The organism is Agrobacterium tumefaciens (genome assembly GCF_031801495.1).
Taxonomy (GTDB): Bacteria; Pseudomonadota; Alphaproteobacteria; order Rhizobiales; family Rhizobiaceae; genus Agrobacterium; species Agrobacterium tumefaciens_K.
On record NZ_JAOEGC010000001.1, the window covers coordinates 440075 to 465520 of the forward strand.

24 protein-coding genes and 1 pseudogene are annotated in these 25446 nt (G+C 57.6%); 10 read left to right on the forward strand and 15 right to left on the reverse strand.

Features of this window, described 5'->3' with window-relative positions; all coding sequences use genetic code 11:
• Positions 1–6: 6 nt before the first annotated feature.
• Together N7578_RS02105 and N7578_RS02110 are read right to left on the reverse strand one after the other, a co-directional pair.
• Positions 7–852 carry an SDR family oxidoreductase gene (locus N7578_RS02105; protein ID WP_311108661.1) on the reverse strand — a complete coding sequence of 282 codons (846 nt, stop codon included), beginning with the start codon at positions 850–852 and terminating at the stop codon, positions 7–9.
• Positions 853–916: 64 nt separating this feature from the next.
• On the reverse strand, positions 917–2230 hold the full coding sequence (locus tag N7578_RS02110; protein WP_311108662.1) for an MFS transporter: 1314 nt from the start codon (positions 2228–2230) through the stop codon (positions 917–919).
• A gap of 162 nt (positions 2231–2392) precedes the next feature.
• Between N7578_RS02110 and N7578_RS02115 the strand changes: the two genes are divergently transcribed.
• On the forward strand, positions 2393–3316 hold the full coding sequence (locus tag N7578_RS02115; protein ID WP_311110025.1) for an AraC family transcriptional regulator: 924 nt from the start codon (positions 2393–2395) through the stop codon (positions 3314–3316).
• A gap of 297 nt (positions 3317–3613) precedes the next feature.
• Here the strand turns inward: N7578_RS02115 and N7578_RS02120 are convergent, their stop codons facing one another.
• Complete coding sequence (locus N7578_RS02120; RefSeq protein ID WP_311108663.1) at positions 3614–4573, reverse strand: GlxA family transcriptional regulator; 960 nt, start codon at positions 4571–4573, stop codon at positions 3614–3616.
• Positions 4574–4695: 122 nt separating this feature from the next.
• On the opposite strand from N7578_RS02120, the gene N7578_RS02125 reads away from it, so the two are divergent.
• Positions 4696–5490 (forward strand): SDR family oxidoreductase, encoded by a 795-nt coding sequence (locus tag N7578_RS02125; RefSeq protein WP_311108664.1) that lies wholly within the window; start codon positions 4696–4698, stop codon positions 5488–5490.
• A gap of 37 nt (positions 5491–5527) precedes the next feature.
• On the forward strand, positions 5528–6292 hold the full coding sequence (locus tag N7578_RS02130; RefSeq protein ID WP_311108665.1) for an SDR family NAD(P)-dependent oxidoreductase: 765 nt from the start codon (positions 5528–5530) through the stop codon (positions 6290–6292).
• A 128-nt stretch (positions 6293–6420) separates the two neighbouring features.
• Here the strand turns inward: N7578_RS02130 and N7578_RS02135 are convergent, their stop codons facing one another.
• Positions 6421–7332, reverse strand: a complete 912-nt coding sequence (locus N7578_RS02135) for a LysR family transcriptional regulator (protein ID WP_311108666.1) — start codon at positions 7330–7332, stop codon at positions 6421–6423.
• Between the two features lie 96 nt (positions 7333–7428).
• Between N7578_RS02135 and N7578_RS02140 the strand changes: the two genes are divergently transcribed.
• The 4 genes from N7578_RS02140 (at position 7429) to N7578_RS02155 (ending at position 9186) form a co-directional block, all read left to right on the forward strand.
• Complete coding sequence (locus tag N7578_RS02140; protein ID WP_311108667.1) at positions 7429–7758, forward strand: nuclear transport factor 2 family protein; 330 nt, start codon at positions 7429–7431, stop codon at positions 7756–7758.
• On the forward strand, positions 7755–8543 hold the full coding sequence (locus tag N7578_RS02145) for an SDR family oxidoreductase (protein ID WP_311108668.1): 789 nt from the start codon (positions 7755–7757) through the stop codon (positions 8541–8543). Before N7578_RS02140 ends, N7578_RS02145 begins: the two co-directional genes overlap by 4 nt.
• 87 nt (positions 8544–8630) lie before the next feature.
• Positions 8631–8897, forward strand: a complete 267-nt coding sequence (locus tag N7578_RS02150; RefSeq protein ID WP_311108669.1) for a DNA-3-methyladenine glycosylase I — start codon at positions 8631–8633, stop codon at positions 8895–8897.
• Positions 8857–9186, forward strand: coding sequence for a DNA-3-methyladenine glycosylase I (locus N7578_RS02155; RefSeq protein ID WP_311108670.1), 330 nt, complete (start codon positions 8857–8859; stop codon positions 9184–9186). The genes N7578_RS02150 and N7578_RS02155 overlap by 41 nt, the downstream gene beginning before the upstream one ends.
• Positions 9187–9264: 78 nt before the next feature.
• On the opposite strand, the gene N7578_RS02160 is transcribed toward N7578_RS02155, so the two are convergent.
• From N7578_RS02160 to N7578_RS02185, 6 genes are all read right to left on the reverse strand, one after another.
• Positions 9265–10632 (reverse strand): cytosine deaminase, encoded by a 1368-nt coding sequence (locus N7578_RS02160; protein WP_311108671.1) that lies wholly within the window; start codon positions 10630–10632, stop codon positions 9265–9267.
• Between the two features lie 32 nt (positions 10633–10664).
• Positions 10665–11636 carry a LysR family transcriptional regulator gene (locus N7578_RS02165; protein WP_422646655.1) on the reverse strand — a complete coding sequence of 324 codons (972 nt, stop codon included), beginning with the start codon at positions 11634–11636 and terminating at the stop codon, positions 10665–10667.
• A gap of 2 nt (positions 11637–11638) precedes the next feature.
• Positions 11639–12634, reverse strand: a complete 996-nt coding sequence (locus N7578_RS02170; RefSeq protein WP_311108673.1) for a 2-oxoglutarate and iron-dependent oxygenase domain-containing protein — start codon at positions 12632–12634, stop codon at positions 11639–11641.
• A gap of 87 nt (positions 12635–12721) precedes the next feature.
• Positions 12722–13531 (reverse strand): ABC transporter permease, encoded by an 810-nt coding sequence (locus tag N7578_RS02175; protein WP_311110026.1) that lies wholly within the window; start codon positions 13529–13531, stop codon positions 12722–12724.
• Positions 13521–14294, reverse strand: a complete 774-nt coding sequence (locus N7578_RS02180) for an ABC transporter ATP-binding protein (protein ID WP_311108674.1) — start codon at positions 14292–14294, stop codon at positions 13521–13523. The genes N7578_RS02175 and N7578_RS02180 overlap by 11 nt, the downstream gene beginning before the upstream one ends.
• Before the next feature lie 5 nt (positions 14295–14299).
• A complete protein-coding gene (locus N7578_RS02185) occupies positions 14300–15289 on the reverse strand; it encodes an ABC transporter substrate-binding protein (protein WP_311108675.1) in 990 nt (329 codons plus the stop codon).
• 47 nt (positions 15290–15336) lie between these two features.
• On the opposite strand from N7578_RS02185, the gene N7578_RS02190 reads away from it, so the two are divergent.
• Positions 15337–15714 (forward strand): hypothetical protein, encoded by a 378-nt coding sequence (locus tag N7578_RS02190; protein ID WP_311108676.1) that lies wholly within the window; start codon positions 15337–15339, stop codon positions 15712–15714.
• A 267-nt stretch (positions 15715–15981) separates the two neighbouring features.
• On the opposite strand, the gene N7578_RS02195 is transcribed toward N7578_RS02190, so the two are convergent.
• The 3 genes from N7578_RS02195 to N7578_RS02205 form a co-directional block, all read right to left on the reverse strand.
• Positions 15982–17733 (reverse strand): hypothetical protein, encoded by a 1752-nt coding sequence (locus N7578_RS02195; protein WP_422646656.1) that lies wholly within the window; start codon positions 17731–17733, stop codon positions 15982–15984.
• Positions 17734–17956: 223 nt separating this feature from the next.
• A complete protein-coding gene (locus N7578_RS02200) occupies positions 17957–19183 on the reverse strand; it encodes an HlyD family secretion protein (protein WP_311108678.1) in 1227 nt (408 codons plus the stop codon).
• Positions 19184–19185: 2 nt separating this feature from the next.
• Positions 19186–19623 (reverse strand): hypothetical protein, encoded by a 438-nt coding sequence (locus N7578_RS02205; protein WP_311108679.1) that lies wholly within the window; start codon positions 19621–19623, stop codon positions 19186–19188.
• Positions 19624–20195: 572 nt separating this feature from the next.
• Here N7578_RS02205 and N7578_RS02210 point away from each other — a divergent pair.
• The gene (locus N7578_RS02210; protein ID WP_311108680.1) at positions 20196–21572 is read left to right on the forward strand and encodes a DUF3300 domain-containing protein; all 1377 of its coding nucleotides are present in this window, start codon (positions 20196–20198) and stop codon (positions 21570–21572) included.
• 26 nt (positions 21573–21598) lie between these two features.
• Complete coding sequence (locus tag N7578_RS02215) at positions 21599–22528, forward strand: DUF2950 family protein (RefSeq protein WP_311108681.1); 930 nt, start codon at positions 21599–21601, stop codon at positions 22526–22528.
• A gap of 544 nt (positions 22529–23072) precedes the next feature.
• Here N7578_RS02215 and N7578_RS02220 read toward each other — a convergent pair.
• Positions 23073–24116 (reverse strand): AI-2E family transporter, encoded by a 1044-nt coding sequence (locus N7578_RS02220; protein WP_311108682.1) that lies wholly within the window; start codon positions 24114–24116, stop codon positions 23073–23075.
• Between the two features lie 29 nt (positions 24117–24145).
• Positions 24146–24982, reverse strand: a pseudogene (gene ppk2 / locus N7578_RS02225) (polyphosphate kinase 2).
• Between the last annotated feature and the right edge of the window lie 464 nt (positions 24983–25446).

The following is a 25446-nucleotide window of genomic DNA, read 5'->3' on the forward strand; positions in this document are numbered from 1 at the left end:
CATCGATCAGGCGATGCCGCCATTCGCGAAGATGTTTTGACCGTTGATCCACGCCCCATCCTGCGAGCAGAGAAGGCCGATGACATTGGCGATATCTTCGGGTTGGCCCAGCCGACCGAGCGGGGTAGCCTCCGGTATGCCGCGAAGTGCCTCTTCTCCATGCTGTCGCAAGAGTTGGGTATCGACGGCGCCTGGCGATATCGCGTTGACTGAAATGTTGCGGCCACCCAATTCCTTTGCGAGAACGTTTGAATAGATCTCTTGCGCTGCCTTGGTTGCAGCATAGGCTGCCGTTGCGGGAGGGCTCATCTTGATGATGCTTGAGCTGAGGCTGATAATCCGGCCGCCGTCGCGAACGCGGCGCGACGCCTCGCGCAGAACATTGAAGCTTCCTTTGACGTTGGTGGCCATCATCCGGTCAAAGGCTTCGTCGGTCATTTGGGCGAACAGACCGACATTCATGATGCCGGCGTTATTGACGACGATGTCGACGCCGCCGAAGGCTTCGTCATTGGCGTCGAAAAGAGCTTTGACTGCAGCTGGATCCGCAACGTCCCCTTGGCGAACGATGGCGCGACCGCCAGCCGCCTCGATGTCGCCGACGACCGCTTCGGCAAGGTCACGGTTCGTTAGATAGTTCACCGTCACGGCGTACCCGTCCCGCGCGAGGCGTCGGGCTGTCGCGGCCCCGATGCCGCGGGAAGAGCCGGTGATCACTGCGCCGCGCTGGGTGCCGAGTTGAGGGGCGGCATCGGAAGTCTGCGCCGACGCAACGCTTGTCATGGCGAGAGCTGAAGGAACAGCGGCGGCCATGGCGAGGAATGCGCGGCGAGAGTTATCGGTATCGAACATCGTAGTGTCTCCTTTGAGGAAGTTTCAAGGTGCCGCAGACGTCGTCTGCAGCCGCGTTTCGCGCTCAACGCTGGCGAAGGAAATTCGCGATGCGCTGGTTTGCTATCAGGTAGACAATCCCCGCCACGACGCTCGCCAATGGCACGATCAACAAGCCGAGCCCTAGGCCATTGGGAATGTCAGCCGCTGTGGCTGCATCACTGACGACGCCGACGATCAAGGGGCCGAGTGCCGGGCCGGCAAGACCGGAACCAATCATAACGAGGCTGGTCGCCTGTGCCTGACGCCCAGGACCGGCGATAAGATGCGCGGCGCCGAAGCCCCACGGCAGCATGAATGAAAAGGACAGCATCCCCGGCACGAAGAGTGCAATGGACATCCAGCCGGCCGGTGTAAACAGGGCCGCAGTCGTCGTTACACTGGCGATCAGGAACAGAATTGCTGGAGGGCCGAGTACCTTGCCTGTGCCTGAGCGGACGGCGTGATCAAACCATCGTCCGCCACCCAAAGTCCCGATGACCCCCATCAAACCTTGGAGCATCCCGAACGACACACCGACCTCTGTCGCTGTAAAATCGTGGGTGCGGATCAGAAACGGGATGGAGAAGGCATAGAAAGGCGCTCCTGCGAAGCCTAGGAAAATAGTACCCGTGAACAACCAGCGGAACGCCGGGGATGATAATAGGTCAAGGCCGGTTCGCAAAAACGGTTCGCTGCGTGAGGCTGTTGATGGAATAGGCGGCGTGGGCCCGGAAACCAGAATGGTCAACAGACCGATCAAGACGCCTATGGCGCCAGCACCGATCAGAACAATGCGCCAGCCGAGTACATCTGCAATTGCGCCGCCTGCCGCAAATCCCACCATGGTGCCGAGCGGGATGCCCATTGCGAACAGGCCGATTGCGAGACCGCGGCGCTCGGGGTCGATTTTGCGAACAATCAGGGCGTGGCCCGCCGGAACGGCGCCGGCCTCCCCGAATGCGACGCCGAAACGTGTGAGGCCCAGGAACATGAAACTGGCGGCAAAACCGCCCAGGGTCGTCATGACGCTCCAGATCAGGACGCAGGAAATCAGTACAAGCCTGGGAGATCCCCTATCTGCTGCGCGGGCAAGCGGCAGAGAGAGAAGCGCGTAGCAAACCGCGAAGGCGAGGCCCGTGATCAGGCCCATCTCAGTGTCGGTCAGCCGCAGGTCTGCTTTGATCTTCTCCGCCAGGATGAACGGAAGTATCCGATCAATCTGCGATAACGCGTTGATTAGCAGAAGCACGATACATATAGCGGCCATCCGTAGGCCTCTGACGTATTGCCGACTGGAGGCAGCCGGCGGCGCTCGTGTCTCTGAACGGTCTATTGACCGGGCGACAATTTCTGTCATCTTGAGGTCACTCCTCGCTTGGTTGCACCCTTAAGCTAGATGGAGTGACCGATGACCAGAATGCCCGAACCTTCAAGAAACTTGCCTATTCCTGCAGGAGAGGCGATGATGCCGGCGAGAAGCCACGTATTGCCGTGGCCCCTTAAGCAGCCGGAGCCTCGCTTGAATACCCCATTGCTCTCAGCCGTTACCGCCTACATCGAAGAACAGGGTGGGGGGGAAGGCCTGTTCCCGACGGCCATCGAAGGCTTCAACATCGTCCGCTCGTTTCAATCGATGATGCCCATGCGGAACATTTACAGGCCGTCGCTCTGCGTCGTGCTGGAGGGGGCGAAGGAGTTGCAGTTCGGTGATGAACATCTCAACTACCGCAGCATGGAGTGCCTGGTCGTCAGTGTCGGCCTCCCGGCGACCGGAAGGATCGTGGAGGCCAGCACTGCAACGCCTTACGTCGGCGTCATGATCGACTTCGACGTGGCAACTGTGCGGCAAGTTCTCGAACAATTGGATACACCGCCAGCACAATCAGAGGCGACCGGTCCTGGTGCTTTTATCGCCAAAGTGGATCAAGCACTCGCTGATTGCATTCTTCGTCTCGTTCGACTGCTGGCAACGCCGAAGGCAATCCCGATCCTGGCGCCTTCAATCGTGCGCGAGATCTGCTACTGGCTGTTGAGCGGCCCGCATGGCGGCGAGATCTGTAAGCTTGCCTGCCCGGAATCAAACATTGAGCGTGTGGTCAGGGCCGTAGCCCTGTTGCACACCAACTTCGCCGAAACTTTACGCGTTGATCAGTTGGCTGATGTCGCGCGAATGAGCCCGTCTTCGTTTCACCAGCATTTCAAGGCGTTGACCTCGATGACGCCGCTGCAGTTTCAGAAGCAACTCCGCTTATTGGAGGCGCGTCGTCTCATGGTCACGAAGGCTGCCAATGTTGCCGAAGCGGCCTACGAGGTGGGGTATGAGAGCGCGTCGCAATTTAGCCGCGAATATTCCAGAACTTTTGGCATTGCGCCTAAACAGGATGCGTTAAACCACCAGCGCCTGCACAACGAATATGCAAGTCGCACTGTACGCTCCGCGTAATCTCTTCAGGAAGAATTGCAGCTCAGGCCCAATGGCCTCCGGCACACTTGCAGTATGCTTCCAGGAGCCGATCCAAGCGGCGCAAGTTCGTCGTGCAGGGGGGCCGCACGGTCCCCCGACGTCGAACTCTCTCGAGGAATATATGCGGGAAGCCGGGGGCGCGATGAAACAGCCACCGTGGCACGCCAATTCGTTGATTTCCTTGCAGCAGAGTTCTCACAAACGCTATTTCGAATGTTTTCATTTGCAAGCAATACGTCAAACAGCGGGGTCTCGGTTTCCATTCCCATCAAGAGCTTAGCTCTCCGGCCATCCTCCGGCGGCTTTTGCCAGCCGCCGGATCGTCTGCGGAGGTTGTCCATAGTGGCGCATGAACGCATCGCGCATGCGCCGAAGATCAACGAAACCGCTTTCCCGGGCGATGTGATCCATGGGGTGCCGAGTCTCCTCGATCATCAGGCGAGCGGCCTCAATGCGGATTTGCTCGACGGCCTTGGCGGGTGTCTGGCCGGTTTCCGCGTGAAACGCACGGCTGAATTGGCGAGGCGATAGTGCCGCGACCTGAGCCAGTTCTTCGACTGTCAGCGGATTGGTGAGATGTGCCTTGGCATGGATCAGCGTTTTTTGAATCCGATCGCTGCTGGGGGAGAGTTGCAATAGTTCCGAATGCTGCGACTGACCACCCGCGCGGCGATGGTGCATCACCAGCCGTCGGGCGATGGCGCTTGCTACATCACGTCCCAGATCTTTCTCGATCAATGCCACGGCAAGATCCAGGCCCGCGGTGAGGCCGGCCGATGTCCAGACCGGCCCCTCGTTGATGAAGATACGGTCGTCCTCAACCCGTACATTTGGAAAGGCATTGCGCATCTCCTTGGCATAGGACCAATGAGTGGTTGCGCGCCGTCCTTCGAGAAATCCCATCTGCCCAAGTAGAAACGACCCTGTGCAGAGTCCCGCGACCCTTCGCGATGCCTTGGCCATCGCGCGTAAAGTCGCGAGCGTCGTTTCATCCTGCTGCGGAGGGGGTACGAGGCCCGCCAGAAGAAGAAGCGTGTCCACCTGTCCCACGTCGTTGAGCTTGGTCGTCGGCACAGCAAAACCACTGGATGACATGACAGGTCCACCTTCGACCGAGGTGATCGAAAGGGTGTAATAAGTTTCATCCCGCAACAGATTGGCCAGCTCGAAGGCGGCCTGCACGCCGAGCGCCAGAAACTGGAAGCCCGGCGTCAGCACCATGGAAACGTGAGGCATTCAACCCTCCAAACCGTATGTCTGAAAAACGTAGTTTATACGTCATATCGGACAAATGTCATCTGGTCCATAACGTCCTTGTCGAAAGCGATGGCGCTTTCCCGCAAACAAGGAACAGATCAATGACCACCAAGGGAACTGCACTCATCACCGGCGCCTCTACCGGCATCGGCGCGATCTACGCCGACCGTCTTGCCGCGCGCGGTTACGACCTGATCCTCGTTGCCCGCAACAAGGAAAAGCTCCAGTCGCTCGCCTCGGCGATCTCGGACAAGACGAACCGTGCGGTCGAAGTGCTTGCTGCCGATCTGGGCGAGGCGGCCGATCTTGCGGGCGTCGAGAAGGTGCTACGCGAAGACGCCAGCATCACGGCGCTGGTCAACAATGCCGGCATCGGCACCCACACGACGCTGCTGGAAAGCGATGTCGATCGTATGGAGGCCATGGTCCGGCTGAACGTGACAGCCTTGATGCGCCTGACCTACGCGGCAGTGCCCGGCTTCGTGGCGCGCGGCGGCGGCACGGTGATCAATATCGCCTCGATTGTTGCGGTCGCGCCAGAATTGCTCAACGGCGTCTATGGCGGGACAAAGGCTTTCGTTCAGGCGTTCACCACCTCGCTCAACCACGAACTTTCAGACCGCGGCATCCGTGCCCAGGCCGTGCTGCCCGGCGCGACACGGACCGATTTCTGGGCGCTCGGCGGCCTGCCGGTCGAGCATCTCCCCACCGAAATCGTGATGCAGGCTGAGGACATGGTCGATGCCGCCCTTGCCGGGTTCGATCAGGGCGAAACCAGCACCATCCCTGCGCTGCGCGATATCGAGCTGTGGAATGCCTATGAGGCGGCGCGTCTCGCCCTCGGCCCGCAGCTCTCCGCCACCCAGCCAGCTCCGCGCTTTACGACTGCAGCCTGAAAACGTTCCAACCCTCTTAGAATGAAAGGTTCATCCCATGAAACTGACTGGCAACACCATCTTCATCACTGGCGGCACGAGCGGCATCGGGCGAGGCCTTGCGGAAGCCTTCCATCGCCTTGGCAACAAGGTAATCATCTCCGGACGGCGCACTGCACTGCTCGACGAAGTGACCGCAGCCAACCCCGGCATGGCGGCCATCGCGCTCGATGTATCGAGCCTCGACAGCATCCAGTCCGCCGCGAGGGAACTGATCGAAAACCATCCCGATCTGAATGTGGTGTTCAACAACGCCGGATTCATGCCCTTCGATGATGTCTCCGGCCCGGTTGACGACGCTGTCATGCAGGACCTGATCGCCACCAACCTGATTGGGCCCATCCGTGTGACCTCTGCCCTAATTGACCATCTGAAGACGAAACCCGAGGCAACCGTGCTGTACACCAGTAGCGTGCTTGCCTTCGTTCCGATCGCCAGTAATGCGATCTATTCGGCGACCAAGGCGGCGCTTCATTCCTTTGCTCTGTCTCAGCGCTTTCAACTGCGGGACACCAGCGTGCGCGTGCAGGAAATCGCCCCGCCATGGGTGGACACCGATCTGATCTATAAAAGCGGTGATCCGCGCGCCATGCCGTTGCCCGATTTTATCGAGCAGACGCTCGTTGCGCTTGCCACAGAGACCCCCGAAGTGATCGTCGATGCCATCAAGTCCCTACGGGACAATCCGGGCGCGAACGAACACAGCTTCTTCGAAGCCTTCAATCGCAGCATTGTCGACAACCCCATCCCGGTCAGCGCTTGAGACAAAGGCCGATGGCGCTCGATCCGATCGACATCGGCCAAAATCTGTCTGCAGATCATGACTTCACGCAGAATGCTAGGGCCTTAAGGGTTACCTCAGGACGTGACGGGATATGCTTATCCGAAGGATTAGTGCTGGGCGAGCCGTCCGGACGCGTAGTCGCGCGCGAGCGCGATAAAAGCCTGGAAGGCCGCGGAGGAATTTCGCCGATTATAATAATAGAGGCACAGCGGCACGAGCGGCGGCGTCCAGTCTTCAAGAAGGCGCACAAGCCGTCCCTCAGCGATGTCTTCGCGGACGTCGGCTTCCATGAAGTAGCCGATCCCCACGCCGTTAGTCACCGCGATCCGCGCCAGGGAGGCTTCATCAAGAGTGATCGGCCCTTCGACGTCGAGTTGCAGTTTTTCGCCGCCCTTCTCGAACCGCCATCTAAGCAATGTACCATCGGGAAGCCGCCCGCGAACGCAAGGGTAACAGAGCAAATCCTGCGGCACTTGGGGGATAGCCCTGTTTTCGAAAAAGGCAGGCGATGCGGCAATTGCCATGCGTCTCATCTTACCCAGCGGAATGGCGATTGCGTCGCCAGGCACCAGATCGGCGCTGCGCACTCCCAGGTCGAAACCCGCCGCCACCACGTCAACAAGTCGGCCCTCGGTAACGATGTCGATATGAACCTGCGGATAACGCTGCAAATAGCCGAGGACTAGTGGCGCCATGATCTCGCGCGCCGCCGTCGCGAAGGCATTGATGCGCAAGGTGCCGGACGGCGTCTCCTGCTGGGAGCGCGCCGTGTTCATCGCTTTTTGGATGCCCTCAAGCGATGGCTTGATCTGCGCGACGAATATCCGGCCCGCATAGGTGAGCGATACGCTGCGCGTCGTGCGATTGAATAATCGCACGTCGAGCTGACGCTCTAGCTTACCCACCGCGTTGCTGATGGCCGTGGTCGACATGCCGAGATCGGTTGCCGCCGCTCGGAACGAGCCGCACCGAACGATGGCGAGAACCGCCTCAAGCTCGATCAATGAATGGCGCGTCATTATCCCGATTTTCGTGATGCCTCATGGCAGTTTATCTCGCTTATCAGGCGAAAAGTCCATCGCTAACTTAGCTTCATCACTGTTGAGGAGATGAACATGACAATGAACCTACCCAAGCCAATCGCCGCCTATGTCGAGGCTAACGCCCGTCTCGATATCGACGGCATGATGGCCCCGTTTCTGCATGATGCCGTCTTTATCGACAACGGTAAGCGTTACGAGGGAATAGCGCAGATCCGCAAGCTACTTAATGACGAAGCGATCGCGGTACAGGCGATTTTTGAGCCCGACACAGTTCGGGAAGAAGACGGCGATGTCGTGCTTGAAGGTCCCGCTCATGGAGACTTCCCCGGCAGCCCGCTCCGCTTCACCTATCGCTTTACGCTGGCCAACGACGCCATCAAAACCCTGGAGACGACAGTATGAGCATCAAGGCAGATCCCAACGAGTTCGCCGGCAAGTGCGTACTCATCACCGGCGGCACCAAGGGTCTGGGCCGCGCCACGGTCGAGCGCTTCCTCGCCGGCGGAGCCCGTGTTATCACGGCCGCCCGCACGATCAAGGATCCCATAGAGGGCGTCGGATATGTGCAGGCAGACCTGACCACTGCAAAGGGAAGCGAAGCGCTGGCCAAGGCAGCGCTTGAACGGTTGGGCGGCATCGACATCCTTGCCCATGTCATCGGAGGCTCAGCTTCGCCACCGGGAGGCTTCGCCGCGCTGACGGACGATCATTGGCTTGCAGAACTGAACCTCAACCTGCTGGCGACTGTCCGTCTCGATCGCTTGTTGATCCCGCAGATGCTTGAGCGGGGCAAGGGCACCGTGGTCCATGTCACCTCGATTCAGTCCGTCCTGCCGCTGCCCGAATCCACAACAGCATACGCCGCGGCGAAGGCGGCGCTCAGAACCTACAGCAAGTCGATCTCGAAAGAGCTCGGTCCCAAGGGCGTGCGGGTCAATTCCGTCTCGCCCGGCTGGATCATGACCGACGCCACTGGAGACTTTCTCGAAATGCTTCGGACTGCCAATGGTGGCACGATTGAGGACGCGCGTCAGTCCGTGCTCGATGCCTTGGGCGGGATCTCGATCGGGCGTGGCGCCGAGCCTGAAGAAGTAGCCGACCTTATCGCCTACCTGGCTTCCGACCGGGCGGCTGCAATCCACGGCGCCGAGTTTGTCATCGATGGCGGGACTATCCGCACTGTCTAAGGGTGCGACCCGGCATTCGCGCAAGAGCGGATGCCGGGAGCCTGCCTTTGATCATAAAAAAACTCTCGCAGATTGCCGATAGAAACAGTGGGCAGCGGTCGGCGGCAATTGAAAGAGAACCCTCACACCCTCACCATACCTGACATTTTGTCCTGTGAGCGCTGTAGCTGGTCTCAAGACGACCCGCTGATGCGGGACTATCATGATGCCGAATTGGGTCTGCCACAGCGAGACCCGCGGACGCTGAGGGAAATGCTCATGCTGGAGGGGTTCCAGGCAGGGCTTGCCTGGATCACCATCCTGCCCAAGCGTGATGCCTTTCGAGTCGCCTTCGCGGATTTCGGCCCGGGTTAAGGTCGCTGCTTTTGACGAGCGGGACATTGAGCGGTTGATGGCGGATCCTGGCCTCGTGTGCGCACGGGCCAAAATCGAGGCCACGATCAGGGGCGCGCAAATCTATTGTGACATGCAGGATCGCGGCGAGGACTTCTCGGCATTCTGCTGGTCCTTCACGGAAGGGAAGCCGGTCCTTGGTGACGGTGAAAGCTGGGTTGCGAGTACACTGATATCCGAGAAGATTTCGCAGGAGTTGAAGCGACGCGGCTTCAAGTTCGTCGGACCGAACTCTACAGCAAGGCTTTAAAATGGCGGTCAAGTAGCGACATGAAAACCGAATAGCCAAGGGGACCGATGAGCCTCGCCGGCCAATTGTTTTTGTCTCCTATATGCGATCTGCTCCTGCCAGCTGGAAATCTGCAAGCGTGCTGTAGGAGGGCAATGCCCTGTTTGAGAGGATACCCTTGCGGAGAATGACGCGGTCGGAGTGTGGGCGGGCGATGACCTGATCGAGGCTCCACGCCTCCAGGATCATCAGGTCTGCCGGACGACTGATGCCGATCATGCCGGCGTCTATGCCCATGATGCTGGCCGGGACGGGACCGGCAAGTGCAGGCGCATCCGCGTAAGGGTGGTCGAGATGCAAGATGCGCACCGCCTGCCGCCAGGTGTCCAGCATGTCGTGATCGCCATAGGCAAAGAACGGGTCGCGGCAATTGTCTCCGGCCGCAGCCACCGGGATGCCGGCCGCCCGCAACTCCTGAACGGGTGTCACCCCGCGCCAGCGCGGCGTGCGGCCATGTTGACGGTCCTGAAGATACATATTGACGGTTGGCAGCGTGATGATCGAAAGGCCGGCATCGGCGATCAGAGCAATCGTATCTCGCAGTTCCTGCTCGCCGAGAAGGGCCAGCGAACAGCAGTGGCCGCAGGTGACGCGCCCCTCGTAGCCATGGCGGATGGCAGCACGCGCGACATGCGGCAAAGCATCGGCCTGATCGGCCTCGTCGACATGCAGGTCAACATCCAGCTCCCGCTCCTTCGCCAGCACGAACACTTGATCAAGCAGCAGGTCGATATCGTCAAGGCCTGATCCATGGGTGCCCCCTGAGGCGCGGGTGACGCCACCCAGCAGGCCGCCGTGGTAGGCAACGATATCGGCAAGACGCGCGCCATAATCGCCACTGTAGGCATCGAGCGGCACGAGCCCGGCGGCTTGCAAGGCGATGCAGCCTTTCCAGCGTTCGCGCACCTCGGCAAAAGCATTCCAGGTGATTTCCGCCTGCCCCTCATGGCTGTCGAGATGCGTGCGGATAGCGGCCACGCCATGGGCGTCGGCCGTCGCAAGGCCAAATTCCATCCGCCGAAGAAGGTCTTCCGCATTCCAGTGCGCAAGACGATCTGCGGTCGTTGCAGCGCGTGCGCCCGGATGCGTGCCGCCGGAATCGGGCGCTCGTCCCATCGTGTGGCCCTTGTCGAGGTGGGCGTGCGCGTCGATCAGCAGCGGCCAGACGTGGCGGCCGTCGAGCGCGACTGCATCGTCACCGCCATCGGCAAGCGCAGGGGTGATCGCCTCGATCTTGCCGTTCTCAATCAGAATATCGACGAGGGCCGAACCGTTCCGGTCCACCTTCGCACCGTCGGGCACGTCATCGGCAAGCAGGGCAACCGGCACGCACGCCTTGGCAAGACGAATGCGGCCTGGTCTCGCCAGACGGGCGGCAAGGCTGGGAAACGGAGAAAGATCGTTCATGGTGGGTCTCTATCGGATGGTTTGCCGGGCGCTCAGCTCTCGTCCAGCGAAGCAAGCAGACGCTCCTGCGCGAAATGCAGGAAATGGCTGCCGGCGGGCGAAAGCGAGCCGCGGGCGCGGTGGAGGATGTTCAGCCGTTGCAACGAGCCTGTTCCGGTCAGCGGGATAAAAACCAGCTCACCGGTCGCCATTTCTCGGTCGACATCGAGCCGGTTGAGGAAGGTAATGTGCGGGGTGGTCCGGGCGAGGCGCTTCATCAGCTCCATCGAATTGGTTTCGACGACCGGGACGAGGGTGGCACGCGCCGGGGCTGTGGCCTCGACAACCTCGCGCAGCGACAGCGACCGGTCAGCCAGAACCAGAGGATAGAGTAGGCAATCCGACATGCGCACGGTCTTGCGGGTTGCGAGCGGATGGGCGGACGAGACAACCGCTCCCAGGGCATGGCGAAATTCGGCGGCGCGTTGCAGGCGGGTATCGTCCGGCAGATTGTAGGCGATGGCGACATCGGCCTGGCCCAGCGCTACCATCTCCGCCACAGTCGTCCGGTCGCCGACCATGATCCGCAGGCTTACCTGAGGATGTTTGTCGCGGTACTCTGCAACGATCTCCGCGAGCCGGCCGGCGGCAAGTGTCGCCATGGTCGCAATCACCACCTCACCGCGATTGAGTCCTTTGAGGGACTGGATCTGCGCCCGCATCTTCTGATGCGCCTGCAGGGTCTCGCGGATGTGCTGGATAAGGATTTCGCCGGAACTGGTCAGTTTCAGGCCGCGCGGCAGCCGCTCGAAGATAGGCGCCTGCAGCTCTTCTTCAAGCTCCAGTACGTAGCGGTTCACCGCGGAGGCGGCGACATGCAATGTCTTCGCCGCCTTGCGGATGGAGCCCTGTCGGGCCACTTCGTCGATGTAGCGTAGCGCGCGTCCATGAAGCATGATGGGTCCGTTGCCTGACGGGAGTCGGATTGCTTGTTCCACGATGTCATTGCAACGGACCATCTTCAACGTCACTTCTTGGCGAAATTGGCGTTGATGCGGCGGGTCAGATATTCGCCGGCCGTGATCGCCTCGTATTTGCCGAGCGGCCCCTGCATGACGGCATCACGGTTGGCCTGGCAGAAGAAGGGCAGGGAGAGACGGCGACCCATATACTCGCCTTCGCGCGGCATGCGCACACGGTGCAATGTCGATTGCAGCTGGTCGTCCGACCAGCGCATCAGCATGTCGCCGATGTTGCAGGTGATGTAACCCTTGCGTGGCGGAACGTCGGTCCATTGCTTCAGTTCCGCATCCTTGCCTGGGCAAACCTGAAGCCCGCCTTCGCCTTCCTTCTGGTGAAGGATGGTCAGGCAATCGAAGTCCGAATGCGCACCGGCTCGCCAGGACTGGAAATCTTCCGGCTTGGCGTCTTCCATCGACATGTAGTGGATCAGCCGCAATGTCGACTGATATTCTTCCGAGGACGGATCATGAGCCTTCGTGAAGAAATCCTCGGGAAAGCCCATCTTCATCGCGAAGCAGGACAGGATGCGCATACCCAGTTCCCAGTTCTGCCGCTCGAAGCGAAGCATCTTTTCGCGGAAGCCCGGGAGATCCTCTTCGCTTGGCCAAAGATTGAGGCGGATCATGTCCGGCCGGGTAAGCTGGAAGCTTTCCTTGTTATCGGGCGTGCCGGTGGAGGGGCGAACCTGCGCCTTGAATTCCCAGCCGGCATTGACGCCCTTGGGCATGGGGGTTTTCGCCTTGACGTCGGCCGGTAGTTCGAAGAAGGTCCAGGCCGTATCGAAGGCCGCGTCGATGTCTTCCTGGGCGATCCCGTGATTGTAAACCTGGAAGAAGCCGATATCTATCGAAGCCTGCCAAAGCGCATCTGCGATTTCCTGCTTGCGGTTTTCGAAATCGGAGAGGTCGATAACCGGGATTTCCCGGTCCACAGTCGTTCCCATGCCGCCGATCGTCGCCTCCTTGGCGAGTTCGGCAAGATTGTCTGGTTGCATGTTCATAAGCATTCTCCTTGGTAATGGCCGGTGGGCCGGCGGTTGAGGAGCAATGTCCAGGCAAGAGCCCGACTGCTTCTACTCCGGAGGGGATCAGTGGTTCTTCGGCAGGCTCCATGGAAAAAGGTGCTTCTGAGCCCAAACCACAATCTGGAAGAGGAGGAGAGATATCGCCGCGAGCACAAAAAGCCCGGCCCATGCCTGGGGCAACTTGAACAGCGAGGTCGATAACTGGATGAAGTAACCGACACCCGCCTCCGAGGCACAGAACTCCGCAACCACGGCGCCGATGACAGCGAGCGTGATGGAGATTTTAAGGGCCGAGAAGATGTAGGGCACGGCAAACGGCAGACGGATCTGGGTGATCTCGCGCAAGCCGGAAGCACGCAGGCTTCGTGACAACTCGATCAGTTCCGGCGGCGTCGCCGCAAGCCCTGTGGCCGTCGAGACGACAAGCGGGAAGAACGTGATGAGACAGGTGATGACGACACGCGGCGCATCGCCGGCGCCGAGAACCACGATGATGATCGGCGCGATTGCCACAACCGGCGTCGACTGGACAACGACGAGCAGCGGATAAAGTGTCCGAGACAGCAAGGGCGAACGCATCATGATGACGGCGAGCGGAATGGCAATGACGATCGACAGGGCGTAACCGAACAACGCTACCCGCAATGTCGCACCGATATGCCCTGCCCACCGCTCGAAGCCGATGGACGAGAATGAGCCGAGGATCGAACTGGGCGGCGGCAGCAGATAGGTGGGGATCGAGAGAAGCCGGGCCGCGGCTTCCCACAACAGAACGGTGCCGATCAAGGCAATCGCTGTGGTGACGCCCGGCCAGGCAAATGCCCTTTTCAACAGGGCAGGCTGCGTGCGGGACGCTTCACCTTCACGCTGCATGACGGTTGAGGAGGAGATCGCGGAGATAGTCTGAGAGCTCATGGATCGCCTTGTCCTTTGCAGTTTCGGGGCCACGCGGACGCGTAACGGGAACGTTGACTTCTGTCAGAATGGAGCCGGGCCGGCCTGTCATCACCAGTACACGGTCTGACAGAAGCGCTGCTTCGCTGACGGAATGGGTGATGAAGACGACGGTCTTTGGACGCTCGGAGAAGATGCGCAGGAGATCAAAACCCATGACCTCGCGCGTCAGGGCATCCAAAGCGGAAAACGGTTCGTCCATCAGCAGGATATCCGGGTCCATCAGCAATGCGCGGGCAATGCCGACGCGCTGCTGCATGCCGCCGGACAGTTCGTCCGGCAGGCGTTTCTCGAAGCCGGAAAGCCCGACCATTCCCAGGAGTTCACTCGCCCGTTCGCGTTCCTCTGTCGTCACCCGGCCGGTCTTGTGGCGTGCGGGAAACACGACATTGTCTTCGACTGTCGCCCACGGAAGCAGTGTCGGCTTCTGGAAAACGATGCCGATGTCGTCACGCGGGGCTGTCACCTTCAGGCCGAAAACCTCTACCGAACCGGACGTTGGCGTCAGTAGGCCGGCGATCATTCGCAGCAGGGTCGATTTTCCGCAGCCCGAAGGGCCGAGGATCGAGACGAACTCATGCCGGGAAACATCAAAACTGACGCCGTGCAGGGCCTCCGTGCGCCCGGACCGGGTCTCGAAAACCTGTCCCAGACTGTCGAAACGGATAGCGGGGATCGCCATGGGTGTTACTCCGTGACGGCGAAAGTGCGGTTGACCATGGTTTCCGGATCGAGCTTGGCCGGATCGATGTTTTGCGCCTCAGAGACACGACGCCAGGTCTCAGCGAGGCGACCGGTTTCGAAGGTGCCGAGGCCATCCTTCTCCGTCACCTCGTTGAAGATCAGCGGCAGCGTATCCTTGAGCGATCCCTCGACATCTTCCGAGCCGAGTTCCGGAACGATGGCGGTGACAGCCGCGGCAGCCTTCTGCGAATTCTCCTTCGCAAATTCGACGGATTTCCTGTAGGCCGCGATAAAGCGGGCGGCGACCTGGGGACGTTCGGCAAGGAACTTGTCGCTGGCGATCAGCGAGGCGGAGTAAAGATTCAGGCCGGCTGCGGACCAGGGCAGGGCGAGGATCTCTTTGCCGGCCTCCTTACCCTGATTGCTGTAGCGCGTCAGGTCCGTCATCCAGGCGATGATGCCGTCGGCGTTCCCTGTCATCAGCATCGGGCCGAGTGCGCCCGGATCGGCCTTGATGAGCTTGATATCCGCCATGTCGACGCCGGCGTCCTTGAGCACCAGCGGCAGGTAGACATTCGACGACGTGAAGGGAGACGTTGCGATCGTCTTGCCCTTGACGTCGGCGACGCTTGCGATCGAGCCGCCCTTGGCGACGTAGAAGGCATGCGGTCCCTTGTTGAACAGCGACATGACGGCGGTCACCTTCACGCCTTCGTTAGCGCGGGCAGCCATCAGGGCGCCGATATCGGAGACGCCGATGTCAGAGGATGCAGCGGCCAGACGCGAGATGGCGTCGGTCGAGCCGCGACCGGAGGCGATCTCAACCTCGAGGCCGGCTTGCGAACAGAAACCTTCCTGGATGCAGACATAGATCGGCGCCTTGTCGCCGCCGGGCAGCCAGTCGAGCTGAAAGATCACCTTGTCGGTGGCGGATGCGGCACCGGCAGAAAGGGTTGCGGCAAGTGCATAGAAGGCAAGCTTGGTGCGGGACATAGGTCTACCTTTCACGATTAGTGTTCGGTTTTTAAGGACGGAAGGGGATGGGCGATGCGCTCTGGATCGAAACCATTCGCGATGAGCATTGCGGTTGTGCAATCGCGTTTCTCAGGCCGCTTGTTGCTCAGGCATGTAAAACAACGTTTCGCGCAAAGTTGATCACATCCTATGTCGGTTTCTGCGGATTTCAGGACGAAACCACTGATTTTGCCTTGCATTCTAACATCTCCTCAACAGGTTTACCCGTCGAGCAATGTCCAGAACCAAGGCTCAGACCGCTTCTACTCGCAAAATCGTTGTCTCACGCAAAAGCCGCTTTTAGCAAGGGTTTTGATGAAATGTTATGCCTGCTTGAAAAATATGCAATATTGGCCTCGGCGTGGTGCTGCAACAGTCGCGATGCTTATATTATATTGATTTAATGAGAGAATTTTTGCAAAAGCAATTTACCTGACCGCTTAGGAATTAATCGTTCTAATTATTAGGACGGAGAGAGCGGAAATCTCTTTGTGCCGCTCGCTGAAGGACCCCACGCCTTTCGCTAAGGCCCGATTGGAAGTAAGCCCAGACCGATCCACCGTATCCCGTACTGGCTCAAGAATGGCCTGAAGCTTTTCCAACTAGGCTGTGTCACCAGACGTGGTTCATGTCGGTTGCGTTGTGATCGCGTCAGCCAACGTATCCATGGCCTAGTTTGAAACGGGCTTTGATGGGATTGATACCCCCGCGGCTCGTAGGCCGGAAAGTATTTTCTCTTGGTCTTGAGGCCGCGCAATTCTGCCAGAAATCTCCCGCTCAATATTCGGCATCAACGCTGGTGCATTGGTTTTCAGCCATTGAATCTCACGCTGCGCTTGGTTTGTTTTGCCGGACGCACCCAAGATCGCGGCTAAAACCATTCGATGCATAGGATTGTAAGTGAGGTCAGACATTCGAGACCAAAGCTCAGCAGCCTGCAGGTCATCGCGCATAAAGGCGCACAGCGCCATTCCCACCTCGTAATATCCGCCTGGTCCAGCCCCCTGGCTGACCGCTTTGCTCACGAGATCACATCCCGTATCCCATTTTCCGGCCATTGAGAGCCGCAATCCATATTCTCCAGCAACCTCGGTATCGTTTGGATTTAGAGCATATGATGCGGCTCCTGCTTCCAATGCAGCAGGAATGTCATTCGTGAAAAAAGACGCAAGCATGAGTGCCTGTAAAACGCGCGCGTTTTGCGGATCGATTTCGGACGCGCGTTGCGCGAGTTGCAACGCCTTGTCGAGTCCATCTTTGGGTGGTGCTGCGCCCAGCTTGTAGGAAAAGCGGACCTGATCGAGTTTCGTCAGCGACAGCATCGCAAGTGAGGTCGCATCTTGAGGGAATTTGGCGGTGAGCGAAGTGAGACAGTTTTGTGCAGTCGTCAGCGCATCGACAGTCATCAGCCTGCGATAATTGTAATAGGCGAGTGCACAGTCGTAAGCGTCCCAACTCCCAACCATGCTCGCAGCGGATGCAAATAAGACACCGAAAGGCTGTGCGACAGCCGTCGCGATTTTTTCCGCGACCGCAGTCTCCGCCTCCAATGCTGTTTGTACGCTCAGATCAGTATCGTACGTACCAGCCCAGATGACCGCGTTATCTGATTGTCTGATAAGACGAAAACTTGATCGCACTTTTACGCCGTCTTTGCGCAGGTTACCCTCGAGGAGGTATCTTGCACTCAATGACTTCGCGTTGGGCGTTCCGGAGCCCGCGTCGATTACGACTATCTCGTCAAACTTGACGAGCCGTGCAATGATCTCATCGCTGGTGCCTTGTGCGATCCGAGAGAGGTCCTTGTCCTCAGTTGCGTAATCGAACGTACCGACCGCGATTGAAGCGCGACCGTCGCCTGCGGTGGTGGGTGCCGTTTCGAAATTTATGAAAACGGCAAGGGAAGCGATCGCCGCTATCGCGACCGGAACGGACACTATCGCTGTGAGCTTGAGCCAGGGTTTGCTGGTTGCCTTAGGCTTTTCGGCTTCATGCAAGGCAGGAACAAGTTCCCGGTCATCAGGACATACATCAATTGGATCAACTTCACGGCTCGACATGCGACCGCGCTCAAAGATGGGGACGTACCCCCCCTTCGGGATAGAAATGACGACAGGCTCCCCGGCACCCGCCATCAGGTAGTAACGCTCGAGTTCTCGTCTGATACGCCCGGCCTCGATACGAACAGCCGGATCGCTTTGAGCATCGAAATTGCGTCGCCCAAAGACGACGTCTGCGATCGTGTACGCCTTCAGGTACATAGACCGCCCTTCAAGAGTTTCGGTTACGACAAAACGAAGGAATCTTCTTGCGCGTTCGGGAAGGTTCACCCGATCACAGTTCAGTATTCGCAGTAGCTGAGTGCGAACCTCCTCCGCCGATGGTTCAGTTGCGACACTCTCATTCGATCGTGCATTCGCCATCGCCCACCCCCTGGCACTCACTTGGCATCAACACTCAACCACTGGAATATCTATATAAGCACAGGCTTATATTTATGCCAACGGCTGATAGTACGCCCGCACCCGTGCCCTCGCAATCACGTTGAGCATCGGTATGCCATGCTTGTTGGGTGTTGAAAAAAAACGCGGGAGCGCGCGCCCCCACGGTCCTGGTTCTATGAGTAATTACGTGCATTTTTCAGCACTAGTGACCTGACAGGACAAGCGTTTGCACGGGTAGGAAAAGTGCTTGCATACGCAAGATCATCGCATGGACGAGCCCGACGGCATCCACCGCATGCAGGAACAACCATTGACCAAACCCAATGTCTGGACTCGAAAGAGCATCATGGTTGTTGGTGTAGGCATTCGCGATACAACTGCTCCCCGGTGGCACTTTGTCAAGCCCACCTTCATAGAGGGGCTGGAGAAACACCGTGAGTGTACCTGGCTTACTTAACTGCTGAACGTCTACCAGTTGATCCGTCGGACGAAGTTGACCCGCAGCAATGACATCCTGCACATCCGTAACCACCAGGGGGATAATCGTGAATGGCTGACCGATGCACGTTGCCTCTGCGATCATTCCAGGCTTCATCACTTGCGCTTCGATCTGCCCGAAACCTGCAACAAGATTTCCCCGTCCTGCCTCCGTAGGCACGAGGATCCCGGCAGGGCGCAACATTGTATTGACGACATCTCCGACACGCAATGTGAACTGCTGAACCGTTCCGGACACGCCCGCACGCACCAGCGTTTTATCCAACTCTACCTGAGCTTCGGCGAGCGCTGCCTCAGCACTCTTCTTTTGGGCCGGCAGCAGCACGGTAAGTTGTGTTGAAAGCGTCTGTTTTTTGGCTATGGCAGCGCCAACGGTACCTTTGCGGGATTCTACGGTGTTGGCCAGCCTTTGAACCTCGCGCCGAGCAACCGCATCTTTTGTCAGCAGTTGAGATTTCATTTCATATTCATCAACTGCGACCTGCAGGTTGCCTTGCGCTTCCTGGATTTGGGAATCCGCCGTTGTGAGTTCGGTTTGGGCGACGTTGATCTGGGCATCGATCTCTTCAACCTGGCGCATGGCCGTCTCCACCGCAGCTTTCTGCTTGGCGTCGTCCAGACGGAAAAGTGGCGCTCCAGCCGCGACTTTCTCGTTTATACCCACATAGACCTCGTCAACGCGACCCGATGTTTCAGGCAGAATCGTAACTGTGCGAAAAACCGCTGTGACGCTTTTGGTCGAGGGGTGGAAATAGAATATCAACGTGATGAGCGACAATGTGAGCAGCAGACAGGCAGAAATGCCCCAACGCAGCTCGTACCACATCGTGTAGAGAGTTATCTCGCGCCCAATGCGCTTGTCTTGAACATAGCGGCGATAGAGGTAGTCTGGAAAAATGGTCAGGATGGAGCAGAGCAAAAGTTCCAGCATTTTTACGCTCCCTCTTGACCGTTAACGACTTTCGTGTCGCCGTGTTGCGGGTTTGAAACATCTTCTTTTGAGGTGTCATCGAGTTCCATGTGGACCTCGCGTCCAGACAACTTTCCGAGTGATTCCGCGATCGAATACAGCGGCGTGGAAAAGTCAGGGATCTGGACGAAGGCCAGCAGGAGACCCGCGATCCAGAAGAGGTGATTGTGCGTAAACAGTGAGATCAGAGCAAGAACGGCCACGACCTCCATCTGCACCTTGCTGGTGCGATGCGCCAGGCGTTCGGGTACGGCATGCAGCTGAAAGTACAGATTGCCCACGATCAGGATGGCCAAGATTACGAAAATCACGACACCGACAAAGAGATAATCTGTATGACCTGGTTCGGTTATAAATGCGGGTATGTGATCGATCGCTGAGGGATGCGTGCCTTGAGCCATCGCTATGTTCCTTTCAGAATAGCTCGCCAATCGAACCGGCCTCGCCGCTCATCGACACAGCGCGGAGATCAGCTCAGCAAGCAAAGTCTTTCTGCGACTTCGTTGCCAGAATACCCGGCATGCGCGCGTTCGTGCTCGTATCATCGTGTAGTTTACGGAGGATTCCGTTCGGTACTCCTGGTCTGTCAGGGTTCTATTCGGCGTGTTTGACGCCCAATCTTCGGATCTCGCACGGGTGAGCATTCTTCCTGTCGATGCCAAAGCCGTAGTGTGAGTATGTAGGTCAAAGCACTTCTTGCCTCTTCATTTCAACTATCGACCAGCAGCAATCTATGTTTCGTCCAAGACGGGCGCGTCATGGCTGCTTTGCGTTTCCTGCCTGGTAGGATCGCGTAAACTACGCCCCTGAGCCCCGACGCGGAGTTATATGTCTCTAAGGGCTGCCGCGTCGTTTATGCGCGTTGATCGGCGTCGAGACCGAGCGTTCCGCCATATGACCGATGAGATTTCCAGCAAATACGGCCTTTTCAGCCCGCGCGTTGTTCTATGAAACAGAATGAGGTAGAGCGGTGATGAAATCCAAAACCCTCAAAGTTGTCGCCGGATTGTCCGCCTTGTCACTCATGGCGGTATTCTCGGGCTCACCTGCATTTTCCCAAGTTCCAACACCCGCGCCGAACCCTACCGTAGCGCCTGAGCGAGCTCCCGCGCAAAACCCGCTGTTATCGGAAGACGAGATGGAAATCTTGGTTGCGAGGATTGCGCTTTATCCGGACGAGCTCGTGGCAGCGATTTCTGCAGCTTCATTGAACCCGCTGCAACTCGTCGAAGCCGACCGTTTTTTGCAGGCAAAACAAAAAAACAAGGAGCTCAAGCCTAAGGATGATTGGGATGGCAGCGTGATATCGCTCCTGAATTACCCCGACGTCGTCAAAATGATGAGCGATGACCTGACGTGGACCCAAGCCCTTGCCAATGCGCTGACCTACCAGCAGAAAGATGTTCTCGTCGCGATACAGCAACTGCGGGATGAGGCCATGGCCAAGAACCTCATCAAGACCGACGATAAAATCACGGTGGTCGTGGAAAATGAGAATGTCATCATTCGCCCTACCGATCCCGAAAAAATCTATATCCCCCAGTACCAGCCACAAATGCTCTACGAGCCGGGTTATGTGGCACAGCCGGTCTCCTATTCCAGCGCTTATCACGACAACTACTATTACCCCGGTGCGGCATTCTTTGCGGGAGCGGTAACGGGTGTTGCCTTTGCTGCCATTGTCAACTGGGATGATTGGGGCGTCTGGGGTGGCCGATGGAGGGGTGATGTCGACATCGACTGCAACAATTGTTTCAACGACCGTGACTTTAACGGAAAACTGAAGTGGAACGATGTCGACTGGACCAATGTGGACCGCAGCAAGCTCAGTATCGCGAAAGGTCAGTTCGCAAATCTTGATCGTACTGCGATAAGGGCTGGCCTCGTTTCAGACAATCGGAACGCTCTCAAAAATCAGGTTCAGGACCGCAAGGTTGGCGGTGACCTCAACAGGCAGAACATCTCCCGCCCCGAAGATATCCGCCGAAAGACATCCGATGGCTTAAAACAGTCCTTTCGGCCGACTTCAAGCAAGATGGGTGAAAATAGGCCAGCGGTAGACCGCGGAAGCCAGCCTGCCATGAGGTCGTCTGGCGAAGCGCGTCGTGAGGCTCAAACAGGCACCGCAGTGAAGAAAAAACCGAGTGCTCCCAAAATGGCAGCGCGACCGGACAACCGCTCCAAACAGCCGAACGCGCTTGGCAATGTCCAGTCTGGTCGCAGAGAGGCTGTCGCTTCGAAGCGTGGGGGTCACAGCTTGGGTGGTGGTCAGCGTGGGGCTCCTCGTGCAATCGCATCTGGTGGCGGGCGACCTATCCATCACGGGGGCGGTCGCGGCGGTCGCCGATAACATTCAGATCGGATGGGAGTGAGATTATGAGAGAAACGATTAGATTTGCATCGTGCTTGGCGCTCGTGCTCGCCGCTGTTTCAACTCCCGTAATGAGCCAAGTCCAGACCAATCTCATAGAGTTCAAAGGTGAAACACCGCGTTCCTTTCCGGACCCGTCGGCGGCTGTGAAGGAGTTTGCAGACGTTTTGAAGGCTCGTAATGTTGAGGGCCTGGCAGCTTTGCTCGGTCTCAATGTCGCAAAGTTGCGCGACAGCACAGAAGCCATGGTGAGCTTTGACGTGATCCGGGAGGGTGCGGCTAAACAATTGCGGCTTCAGGACGTCAATGAGTTCAAGGTCGTTACCGTCGGGGATACACTCTGGCCGCTACCTTTCCCTCTTGCCAGGCAGCCCGACGGCAAGTGGTCATTCGACACGGAGGTCGGACTGCAAGAGATCGTCAACCGGCGTATCGGTGAAAACGAACTCATTACGATCGAAACGATGCGCAACTATGTCGATGCCCAACGCGAATATGCGTGGATCGATGCCGATGGGGATCTGGTTTTCGAGTTCGCCCAGCGGCTTATCAGCACGCCCGGCCGACGCGACGGGCTGTATTGGCAAGCAACCGGAGACGAAGAAGAAAGCCCGGCAGGACCAATGCTTGAGCTTGCGGCTTTCAGCAAGGCCAAACAGGGCCAAGGGTATTATGGATACAGGTTTCGTATTCTCACGGCACAGGGGCCAAACGTGCAGGGAGGCGAACATAGTTACGTCGTTGACGGGAACATGATCAAAGGCCATGCGCTGATCGCCTGGCCCGTGACGTACGGCGTCACAGGTGTTCAAACCTTTCTCATCAATAATAGTGGCATCGTCTACGAATCTGATCTCGGACAGCAGACGGAAAAGAAAGCAGCGCAAATCCAGTGGTTCAATCCTGATCAGAACTGGAACGTAACGGAGGACTGACTTCTGTTTGCTTCTTTAAGGAAAATCTAGCTTTATCAGGCGCTTGATGTGGTCGTTGTAGCTCAGGAAGAGGCCGCGCCTTTTTCTGTTTGGGGGGATTCCGCTGACCAACTCCGTTACACATTTTGTTGGCGGTGCTGGAACCAAGTGACGTTGCGCGAGTTTTTGTGCGAACTAAATCAAGGCCGTTAGCATGCATTCTCGCAACGTCCGACGTGGGCGAAACAAACTCATGTTGAAATTGCCGGAGCTTCGCCAACAACTCCGTGGTCACATAGGCGACACAATAGCCGAAATCTGTGAATCGTATGATCTAGCTACTATAGCGCTCGACCAACTCCGCCGGGGTCCGTCAGTCGACCTGAACAAAGTCCACGAGTACGAAGAGCTTTGCGCTGACATAGAGCGAGAGCTCGGGCGTTACTTCGCGGAAATGAACGAAAGCACCGTTAAACTTTAAAATCAGGAGGGGGCTGGACTTCCATCGGGTTGATCGTCGTGGTCCTCTAATGAGGTCGGCGGCCAGATCCAGGCGACGAGCAATTCATAGAAAACGCCAAGAATAACAGGGCCGATAAAAAGGACCGACTAATCCGTACGTCAGGGTCCCCCCTATGACGCCAATGAGAATAACGGGCATCGGTGTCGTCAGCCCACGTGAGATGAGGACCGGCTTTAAAATGTTATCAACCAGCATTACCGGTACGATCAGCACGGAGAATAAGGCGGCGAAGTTAAACGGCCAAGAAAACCACGTCCAGATCAGCAATGGCAACAGTATGAGCCCTGGTCCAATCTGAATCAGGCAAAGAATGAAAATGCCATAGATCAAAGCGCCGCGTGCGGGCACGTCAAATGCCACGAAGATAAAGCCGCATAAGATTGCCTGTAGAAGTGCCACGCCGATAACCCCGCGTGAAACGTTTCTGACCGTTATCCCCGCGAGCCTGGCATAGCCAACTCCTCTATCCCCAGCGATGCGGCTTGCTACTGTCTGGACGGTGAGCGACAGGCGTGGTGCGACGGTGAGCAGAACGCCGCAGAGCAGAGCAGACGCGACGAAGCTCAAAATTCCGCCGCCGATGGATAATGCCTTGGTAAGAATAAATGTACCGGCTTCTCGTAGTGGTTCCTTGAACGAAATGAGTGCAGCGGTAAGGTTGCTGGCAGCCTCGTTCCACGCAGCGTAAAGCGACGCTCCGATAACCGGAACACCAATTAACTGTTCGGGCGCCTTTGGCACCGCCAAAATTCCAGCATCAGCAAATACTCCCTGTAAGGTGTCAACGAAGTTGACGGCTGCAATGGCAAGTGGGGTGATGATCACGAACAGAAAGATGGAAACAATTATAATAGCCGCCAGCCATTTTCGCCCGCCGAGCAGCCTGGCGAGCCCATTTTGCAGGGGGTAAAGCGCTACCGTCATGATAGTAGCCCACACCATGATCAAGGCGAAGGGGGCCACCAGTTGAAATGCCCAGTAGGCAAAGGCGACGATGATCCCAAGCCTGATAAAGTCGCTGATGCGAGCGTCACTGCCAGTGATCTCGAAGGCGGGTTTGCCTTTGTCCTGTACAACGGTGGCCATGGCACGAACCTCGGGTATTCGAGAACAGATCAATCACTGCTGTGCGCCGCCTTACTGACATCGGGCACGATCCGTCGAGGACTACTATCCTCGACAAAGTCACTCGGCCTCCTCTGTCTCTTGCCAAGGTCAGGAGATTTGTACGCTATGTGTTCGTAAGGAATGGACGAGAGAATATGACTGATACAGTTCACGCGCGCCCGCTTTTTATCGTTTGATGGCACAATCCACCAAGGTGCATGCTTTGAATCTGTCATTCGTAGCATATCATCGTAGACCTGAGTGTAGTCCCACCAGCGTCGATAGGATTCGATGTCCATCGGGCTCAGTTTCCATTGACGCAACGGATCCTCAATGCGCTTCTTGAACCGTCGCTCTTGTTCTTCTTCACTAACATCTAGGAAGTATTTCAGAAGCAGAACGCCGCTCTCGACGATCGCGGCCTCAAAACGCGGAGCAAGCTCCAAAAAACGTCGGGCTTTCTTTTCACTGGCAAAGCCCATGATGCGATCTACGCCGGCCCTGTTGTATCAACTGCGGTCGAAGATCACGATTTCGCCGGCAGCCGGAAGATGCGCAATGTATCGTTGCATATAAATCTGTGATTTTTCTCTCTCAGTCGGGGCGGGGAGTGCGATCACTCGAAAGACTCTCGGGCTCACTCTTTCGACAATCCTCTTGATGATGCCGCCTTTGCCTGCCGCGTCACGCCCCTCGAAGATGATCACAATGCGCGCGCCCGATTCTTTGACCCAGGCTTGAAGATGGGCCAGCTCCACTTGAAGCCTCTTCATTTCCTTGTCGTAATTCCAGGACTTCTTGTCCTTCTTTTCTTTTTCAGCACTCTCATCATTTGACCCGGTCATCCTGTCCTCCTGAATCATTGCAGATACCGATCCTCGAGGTTGTCGTGTCACAGGCCGAAACGCTTTTTCGACAGCAAAGCAACACGTCGACATCAATCCACGAAGCCTAATGCAACGCTGATGCCGGGGATCGTAATATCCTGTATCCTCTGTGTTATGGGTGAGGGGCTGAGGTGCGCGCACGACCGCATGCGGATATCTGTTTTTGGATCGATCGAGATAAAACCGTTGATACGACATGGCATTGATGGCTGTTCCCCATCTGACCTTCTGGCTGCTCGGTAAAATCGAGTAAAATACGCTGACCTGCCGCGAACCGCGCTATGATCTTCAATATCTGAACATTGAAGAATTCTCGGGAGCGTGATGGTGGGATCTGGCTCTGACAAATCGTCGAACTCACGCGGGCTATCCGCCGCGCTATCGCGTTTCCCAGGGCTGCCAAGACACATAGAGAACCTTTT